Here is a 9,401-nt window from a genome sequence, read left to right as displayed (position 1 = left end):
TTTCCGTTTTCGTCGACAGTTGTCTTACCAGTGAATACATAACCGTCAATATCTTTGTTTGGTTTTGTACCCTTGTCTTCTGGTGAGATTTCATTACCTGACTTGTCTACATACTTAGTAACAACTTGTTTGTAAACGTGTGTCACATTGCCATCACCATCAGTAGTTGATTTCTCGTAAACATATCCTGGGATTTGAGAAGGATCTTTAATACCGTCTTCTGTAGGTTTCAATGGTGTACCATTTTCATCTACATAAGATGTTGTATTATCGATAACAGTTGGTGTGTAAGTTGCGGTCGCTGGTGTACCATTCTTATCAACACGTTTAACCGTTACACCCTTAGCTACACCTACAAAGTCTTTCTCTGGTACAAAGGTTACTGTACCGTCTGGAGCAACTGTGTATGTACCTTCGCCTGGAACAACTTTTTCAGTTGTACCATCTTCGAAAGTAGCTGGAACTGTGTCATCCATTGGAACTTCGTCATGACCTGGTGTGAAGACTGGTTTACCTGTTTGTGTCTTACCACGGTAGTCCTTAGATTCTGCTGGAGTACCTGTCGGAGTTACCGGAGTTACAGTTGGTGTGTAAGTAGCGGTTGCTGGTGTACCGTTCTTATCAACACGTTTAACCGTTACGCCCTTAGCTGTACCAACAAAGTCTTTCTCTGGTACAAAGGTTACTTTACCTTCAGGAGTTACAGTATATGTACCCTCGCCTGGAACAACTTTTTCAGTTGAGCCATCTTCAAATGTAGCTGGGACTGTTTCATCAATCGGAACTGTTACAGTTTCGTTGTTGACAACAGTTGTGCCGCCTGTGAAGGTTGGTGTGCCAGTCTGTGTCTTACCTTGGACGTCAGTAGATACAGCTGGAGTACCTGTTGGGGTTACTGGAATAACTGTTGGTGTGTAGGTTGCAGTAACTGTCTTACCGTTTTCATCTGTTGCTTGAACAGTCGCTGGAGCTGCTGTTCCGACAAAGTCTTTGTTTGGTGTGAAGGTTACAGTACCTGTTGCTGGGTCAATTATGTAAGTACCGATAACATTGCCATCTTTGTCCTTAGCATCAATTGTTGTTTCATCAACTGACTTACCATCTACAACCAACTTAGCTGGATTTGTAGCAGAGATGGTTACTGGAACTGTTTCGTCTTCTGTAATCTTGCCGTCACCGTTAACATCTACAGAACCACCTGTGAATGTTGGTGTACCTGTTTGAGTAGCACCTTGAACATTGATTGATGTTACGCCTTCAGATTCTGGTGTAGCTTCTACTACTGTTGGTGTGTACTTAGCTGTTACTTCTGTACCATTCTTATCTACACGTTTAACAGTGACACCTGTACCTGTTCCGACAAAGTCTTTCTCTGGTACAAAGGTTACTTTACCTTCAGGAGTTACAGTATATGTACCTTCACCTGGAACAACTTTTTCGGTTGTACCATCTTCAAATGTTGCTGGTACTGTCTCATCGATCGGAACTTCGTCATGACCTGGGGTAAAGACTGGTGTTCCTTCTTGAGTCTTACCTTGAAGACCTACTGTATTTACAGGAGTACCCTCTGGGATTACTGGTGTTACGTTTGGTGTGTACTTAGCTGTTACTGGTGTACCGTTCTTATCAACACGTTTAACAGTGACACCCGTACCTGTACCTGTAAAGTCTTTCTCTGGTACAAAGGTTACTGTACCGTCTTGAGCAACTGTGTAGGTACCTTCACCTGGAATAACTTTTTCAGTTGTGCCATCTTCGAAAGTAGCTGGAACTGTATCATCCATTGGTACTTCATCATGACCTGGAGTGAAGACTGGAGTACCTGACTGAGTCTTACCTTGGATGTCTGTTGTTTCAGCTGGTGTAGCTGTTGGTGTAACTGGAGTTACTGTTGGTGTGTAAGTTGTTTCAGCAACTGTACCGTTTGTATCCTTAGCTTGAACTTTAACTGGATCTGCTGTACCTACGAAGTCTGAGTTTGGTGTAAAGGTGATCACGCCATTCTCATCGATCGTGTAAGTACCAACTTCCTTACCATCCTTAGTTGCAGGAACGGTAGTTACTGCTTCACCTTTATCGTTCAACAAGGTAATCGTTGAATTGTCAACTGGAACTTCCTCGTGACCTGGTGTGAAGAGAGTCTTCGCATCAGTTGTTTGTGGCTTACCTTGGATGTCTTCTGTTTCAGCCGGTGTAGCTGTTGGAGTAACTGGGGTTACTGTTGGTGTGTACTTAGCATTAGTTGTAATCGTTGTTGTAGAACTATCATCAGAAGTCAATGTAGCTGTTTGAACAACTGTTACGCCTGTACCTTCACCTGTGAAGTCTTTTTCTGGTACAAAGGTTACTTCACCTGTTGTTGGATCTACAGTGTAAGTACCTTCACCATCAATTGTCTTAGTCGTTTCACCATCTTCAAATGCATAAGTCTTCTTAGTGATATTTGCACCTGGTGTGTTCTCATAAGTTGGTGTACCTGTTTGAGTCTTACCTTGGATATCTTCTGAAGTTGCATCTTTAGATGTCGTTTCTACTGGAAGAACAGTTGGTGTGTATGTATCCGTATCTGTAACAGTAACTGTATTTCCTTCTGAATCAACAGCCTGAGCAGTTACCTTGATTGTTACGCCTGTACCTGTACCTGTGAAGCTTGCAACTGGTACGAATGTTACAACACCTGTGTCAGGATTGATTGTGTAAGTACCTTCGTTTTCAACTGTCTTAGTCAATGTGCCATCTTCAAGAGTATAAGCACCTGTTGAAGGGATCACAACTGATTGGTAACCCAAGCTTGTGTTCGTAGGATCGTTCAATGACTTGAACACTTCTGAACCTGCTGGTGATGTTTGCGTCTTACCTTGAATGTCTTCAGTAGTGCTTGGTACAGATGTCAAACCATAAACAGTTGGTGTGTAAGTCGCTGTATCTGTAATCGCTTGTGTTGTGCCATCTTCTGCTGTGATAGTAGCTGAGGCAACAACAGTTACAGGAGTTGCTGTACCTACAAAGCTTGCTTCTGGAGTAAAGGTCACTGCACCAGTAGCTGGATCAAGAGTATAAGAACCTTCACCTGCAACAGTCTTACTTGTAGTTCCATCTTCAAAGGCATACGTTACTGCTGAAGCATTTGGATTTTCAGACAACTTAGAAGTAATTGTTTCATTTTGAGTTGCACCTTGTACTGCTGCAGAAACTGCATCTGTCGCTTCAAGAGTTGTTGGTGTTACTTCTGGTGTGTAAGTTGCAGATGTCTTAATCTCAGTCGTTGAGCCATCATCAGCTGTCAATGTAGCTGTTTGAACAACTGCTACACCTGTACCTGTACCTGTAAAGCTTGCAACTGGTTTGAAGGTTACTTCACCTGTTGTTGGATTTACTGTATATGTTCCTTCATTTGGTACAACTTTTTCAAGGCTACCATCTTCAAGAGCATAAGTCTTAGCAGTAATGTTCGCTTCTGGTGAGATTTCGTAGGTTGGTGTTCCTGTTTGTGTCACACCTTGAACATTTTCTGATACCGCATCCTTAGATGATGTTGTAACTGGAGTTACCTCTGGTGTGTAGGTATCTGTATCTGTAACAGTGATCGTGTTACCTTCTGAATCAACAGCTTGAGCAGTTACTTTGATCGTAACGCCAGAAGCCTTACCTGTAAATGTTACAAGTGGTTGGAAGGTCACCACACCTGTATCAGGGTTGATTGTGTAAGTACCTTCGTTTTCAACTGTCTTAGTCAATGTGCCATCTTCAAGAGTGTAAGCACCTTTTTCTGGGATAACAACTGAATGGTAGCCGTTCGTTGTGTTTGTTGGGTCATTAAGTGACTTGAACACTTCTGAACCAGCTGGTGAGTTTTGTGCTTTACCTTGGATGTCAACAGAAGTTGAAGGGTTTGAAGTGATACCGTAAACAGTTGGTGTGTAAGTTGCTGTGTCTGAAAGCTCAACAGTTGAACCATCTGCAGCAGTAAGTGTTGATTTAGCGACTACTGTTACAGGAGTTGCTGTACCAATAAATTCTGCTTCTGGTGTGAAGCTTACTGCACCAGTATTGGCATCAATAGTGTAAGAACCTTCACCTGCAACTGTCTTAGTCAATGAACCGTCTTCAAAGGCAAATGTTGGAGCTGAAGCTTTTGGATTTGTGCTAACAGTTACTTTAATCGTATCTGTTTGTTTTTCACCTTTCGCACCTGCCGATACTTGATCATCTGCTGCAATCTTAGTTGGTTCTACAGTTGGTGTGTAAGTAGCTTCATCTGTGATCGTAGCAGTCGTTTGGTCCGCTGATGTGATCGTAGCTGAGGCAACAACAGTTACTGGGGTAGCTGTACCTGTGAAGCTTGCCACTGGTGTGAATGTTACCGCACCTGTAGTAGCATCAATAGTGTAGGTACCTTGACCATCAACAACTACTTTACCTGTCGCATCTGCACCTTTCAATGCATAAGTTGGAACTGAAGCATTTGGATTAGTGCTTACTGTAGAAGTGATTGTCTCAGTTTGACTTGCACCTTGAAGACCTGTAGATGTCTTATCATCTGCTGTAATTGTAGTTGGTGTTACTTCTGGTGTGTACTTAGCTGTTTCCGTAACAGTTACTGGGTTACCTTCTGAATCAATAGCTGTACCTGTTACTTTAACATCAATACCTGTAGCTTTGCCAGTGAAGCTTGCTACTGGAACAAAGGTTACTTCACCTATATCAGGGTTGACAGTGTAAGTACCTTCTCCAGCAACTGGCTTAGTCAATGAACCATCTGCAAAAGTATATGCACCAGTTGTTGGGATCGTTACAGTTGTTTCACCGAGAGTTGTGTTTGTACCAGTGTTCAATGAAGCAAAGGTTGGTGTACCTGTTTGGGTTGCACCTTGAACATCTTTAGATGTCGCATCTGTACCCTTGATACCGTAAACAGTTGGTGTGTAGGTTGCTGGATCTGTAATAACAGCTGTTGTACCATCTGCTGCAGTGATTGTTGATTTAGCGACTACTGTTACAGGAGTTGCTGTTCCAACAAAGTCTGCTTCTGGTGTAAATTCAATCAAGCCAGTTGTTGGGTTAAGAGTATAAGTACCCTCACCTGCAACAGTCTTAGTCGTTGTACCATCTTCAAATGCATAGCTAATTGCTGAAGCGTTTGGATTAGTTGCAGACAATTTAGAAGTGATAACTTCTGATTGTTTTTCACCTTGTGCACCTGCTGATACTTGATCGTCAGCTGTGATTGCAGTTGGTGTTACTGTTGGGATGTAAGTGCCTTTATCTGTTACTGTAACAGTTTGACCGTTGGCATCTTTAGCTGTACCAGTTGCTACAACTGTCACGCCTGCTGCTGTTCCTGTATAGCTTGCAACTGGTTTGAAGGTTACTTCACCTGTAGCAGTATCAATCGTGTAAGTACCTACACCATCAACAACCACTTTACCTTCCGCATCTGCACCTTCCAAAGCATAACCTGTAATGGTTACAACTTGCTCACCATCTGTCGTGTTAGCTGGGCTGTTTGCTGAAACAAAGGTTGGTTTGCCTGTTTGAGTTGCACCTTGAACATCTGTTGAAGTAGCATTTGTAGGTGTCAAGTCATAAACAGTTGGTGTGTACTTAGCTGTCGCTTGAACTGTTGCTGTCGTAGATGTTTGTGGATCTACAACTGTAGCTGTTGCTTGAACAGTTACACCTTTTGCTGTTCCAACGAAGCCATCCACTGGAGTGAAGGTAACCGCACCTGTTTGAGCGTTGATTGTATATGTACCTTCGCCCGCTACTGTTACTGCACCTGATGCATCCGCACCGACAAGAGTGTAACCAGTAAAGGTTGGAGCTGGAACGTTTGGTGTGTTTGTTGTGTCATTAACAAGTGCAAAGGTTGGTGTACCTGTTTGAGCTACGCCTGCAGCCGCTGCTGATGTTACATCTGTACCTTTCAACTCATAAACAGTGATGTAGTAAGTTGTTGTTGCGACAGATGTGTTTGGACCAGCATCAGTACCTGAAGCAAGACCACCGATAACAGCATCTACATAGTTACCGTTGCTGTCGATAACATCAATATCAATCTTGTAAGTACCAACCTCAGTCAAGGTATAACCATTTGCAGCAGTGTATGCTTTTGCATCTGCTACTGTGTTGAACTCAGTCACAACACCTGTTGGTGAAGTTACCTTAACTTTTGTAATACTAGTTACCTTGTTGCGTAGAGTATCTTCTGGATCAGAGATAGCTACGCCTGCTTGAGCAGCATTTACCAAATCAACAACTGTACCCTTAGTAGATACGTAGCTGGTTGATGTCGCAGTAGGCTTAGAGTTTTCGATAGATCCGACATCTGTGGTTGTACCAATGATCGCATGGACTGTTCCAACGAAACCTGAAGCAGTTTCTACTGCCCAGCTATTGCTACCCTTAACTGCTGTAACAGCTGTACCGTCTGATGATGTCCATACCTTAGTCACTGGATCATAAGAAACGTGCACAAACATTGCTTGATGGTCTGTCGAAGTAGACTCATTTGCATAAGCTGTCTCTGTGCGGTAAACATCCTTAACGGCTGTTACCTCACCGTTGGTATAGGTACGAGTGAACTCATACACGGCAAATACTTCTGAACCATCAAGGTTTGTCTGAGTCCAAATCTGACGCTCTGTCACATCATTTCCGTTTGTAACCTTAGCAGACTCAGCCGGCAATTCCCAGTGACCTGTCTTTTTATTAAGAGTCGCTGTGTAGCTATTGCCCAAGTGGTCTTTAACAGTCACTTTTTCACGCATGAGGGTAGCTTTAACACGCTCCGTTGTTGCCTCAATAGTGATATTGTCTACACCAGCCTTAGCTGAATTATCAGAAGTTACTGGAATATTGATTTCAGAACCGACTGCACCAAGAACTGTACCTGCTACAGCAGCTGTATTGGTACCGCCAGTAGCCACTACCCAGTTACCTGCTGTATTGACTTCCAAGAGAGTTGTTGTACCATCCGGCATAATCATCTTAGCACTAGTTGCACCCTTAGCAATGGTTACAGGAACCGCTGTTGAGTAGGTCTCAATGTTTTTCACTTCAGACTTAGGTGCAACAACAAGTGTAATAGATGAATGTACTTCCTGTGGAGATGTAACATAACCAGGGTTATTGACATTGTTCACGTCAAAGTCTTTGGCATAAACTGTAACAGTGTAGACACCTGCCTCAGTTGCAGTACCAGAAATAGCACCTGTTTTTGAAGAGTAAGTCGCACCTGGAATCGTTGAGTCAGTCGCAGCTGTAGAAGAACCGTTTGAGTTCAATCCAGCAACCCCTGTCAATGCTGTACGGCGGTTACCACGAGCCTGGCGCGTTGTGCCATCGGAAGCCGTAAAGAAATAGTCATAACCACTGTTTGCATTTGTAGAGGTATTTGAAACTGGTCCATTTGCTTTAGCAGTTAGAGTATCGTTAGTCGCATCCTTATACTCAATCGATTTATTAATAGTGTCCCCAGTTACATGATATGATACCGAACCATCAAGGATGATTTCTGGAGCAGTGGTATCCTTGAAACCAATCCAACCAACCTGCAAGCTGGCAAGACGTGCACGAACTGTAATGGTACCATTTGAAATAAAGACGTTACCACGCATATCGTTTACACCGTTCTCAATGTCTGATGGTGCAGAAATGACACCCTCGACAGAGTCAAGGTCAGGCAAGTAAACCAAACCAGAAGGTAGGTTTTCTGGGCTCACTGCTACAATTGACCAACCAGCTTGCTTTGCTGCATCCGTCAACTCAAAACGCTCTGATATTTTTGGAATATAGACTTGGTCTTTAATCTGCTCATACACATAGCCATAAAGCTCAAATGCTAGAAACTCATAAGCACCGCCAGCACCATGGACAGCATTTTTAGCTGTAAATGATGCCCCAGAAGGTTTGATACGTTGGGCATCAGGCAGGTTGTTCCAAAGAAGGGCTTCTGCCTCAAGCGCCTTGTTTTGCTCATAAGTCAATGGATAGTCGACACGACCACCGTTTTTATCCATCGCCGTAATCCTTGTTAAGTTTTCGCCGGCTTGGAAAGACTTAACAATCAAACCGATCTCTTCCAATTGTGACTTGTATTGATTTTTGATTGTGTCATTATTTACAGAAGCGTAGCTCGCTGCTTTTGCACTGGTGAAATCTGTTGTACCTGTTGTAGCAACAGAAATTTGGTAGTTACCAGTAGGACGGAATGTCTCTCCATTATTCCAAAGCTTCTCGATTGTCTGAGTCGCACGTACTGGATTGGCTGCGTTGTTAATATCCATGCTATCTGTTGGTGAAAGAGCAACAAACAAGGTATCTGTTCCTAAGAACTTACGCAATTCCAAGGCAAGGGCTTCAACATTTGTACGAACAGCTGTGATTTGAGTATTAACTTCCTCAATTGTCGCAAGGGCATTATTGAAGACTACAGTTGCTACTTTAACAGATTCTTTTGTCGCAAGAGTAGCTTGTTTAACCGCTGTATTATCTTCTTGTGAGATAAGTGTTTGGCGTTCTGCTTCTTCCGCCAAAACAGTTGCTTCAGATACGACTTGCTCTAAAACTTTTTTTGCCTCAGAGGCTGTTGTAGGCACTGTTGGCGTTGTTGCAGTAGCTCCGCTTGCTGCTTTTTCATTAGTTGCTTTGTTCTCTGTTGAAGCAGAAATCTCTGTTTTCTTGCTTTCTGTTGATGGCGCTGTATTTGTAGCTGTGGTTTCTTCAGTTTTCACTTCAGCTTTTTTAACCACTTTGAAGGTTACAACATTTGCTCCGCCTTCTGTGACCTCAAGAGTCACACTTGCTTCTTGACCTGCAGCTAACTCATATCCCTCTGGGATTTGAGAATCTACTGATACAGTTGACTTAGCCACTTGCTCGAAAGTTTCTACAGAAGTCGCTCTCAAATCTGCTTTACGAGCTACACCGTCTTCTGTTACGTAAGAAACGATATAGTTGATTGTCGCAATACGACCTTGAGTTTCCTCAGTAGCTGTCTTTGTTGCAGCAGTTTCAGTTGGTGCATCCGTAGATGAAGATGTAGTTGCTGTTGGTGAAGCAACAGCTTCCTCGGCTTTAGCTACTTGTGCTCCAGCACCAAGAACCAAGGACATACCAAGCAAGACACTAGCAGCACCAAAATGATACTTACGAATCGAGAAATGCTGTCTCGTCCCGTACCAGTCAAATGACTTTTTCTTTGCTTTTCGCATTGTTTACCTCCTAAAAGTGGTGAGCAAAATCAAACAAATTACCAACCAATTGAAATCAACAGATACATTATAAAACTCGAAAGGTAATGGAAACGTTATAAAATTTTATTGTAATAATCATTTGGGGAGGATTAATACTGATATTGAAAAACTTTTGCAAGTTATATTGTAAAGTGAATACAATTA

1 protein-coding gene is annotated in these 9,401 nt (G+C 42.7%); it reads right to left on the bottom strand.

The genetic code is table 11. The features are described 5' to 3' along the window. Positions 1-9,215: YSIRK-type signal peptide-containing protein (locus SST62_RS1000000112605; protein ID WP_029186602.1), on the bottom strand; the 9,215-nt coding region annotated here is incomplete at its 3' end. Positions 9,216-9,401 lie beyond the last annotated feature (186 nt).

This window comes from Streptococcus suis YS56 (genome assembly GCF_000440115.1).
GTDB lineage: Bacteria > Bacillota > Bacilli > Lactobacillales > Streptococcaceae > Streptococcus > Streptococcus suis_L.
Note: the sequence above shows the minus strand (reverse complement) of the source record. Positions and strands in the feature narration are given on the sequence as shown.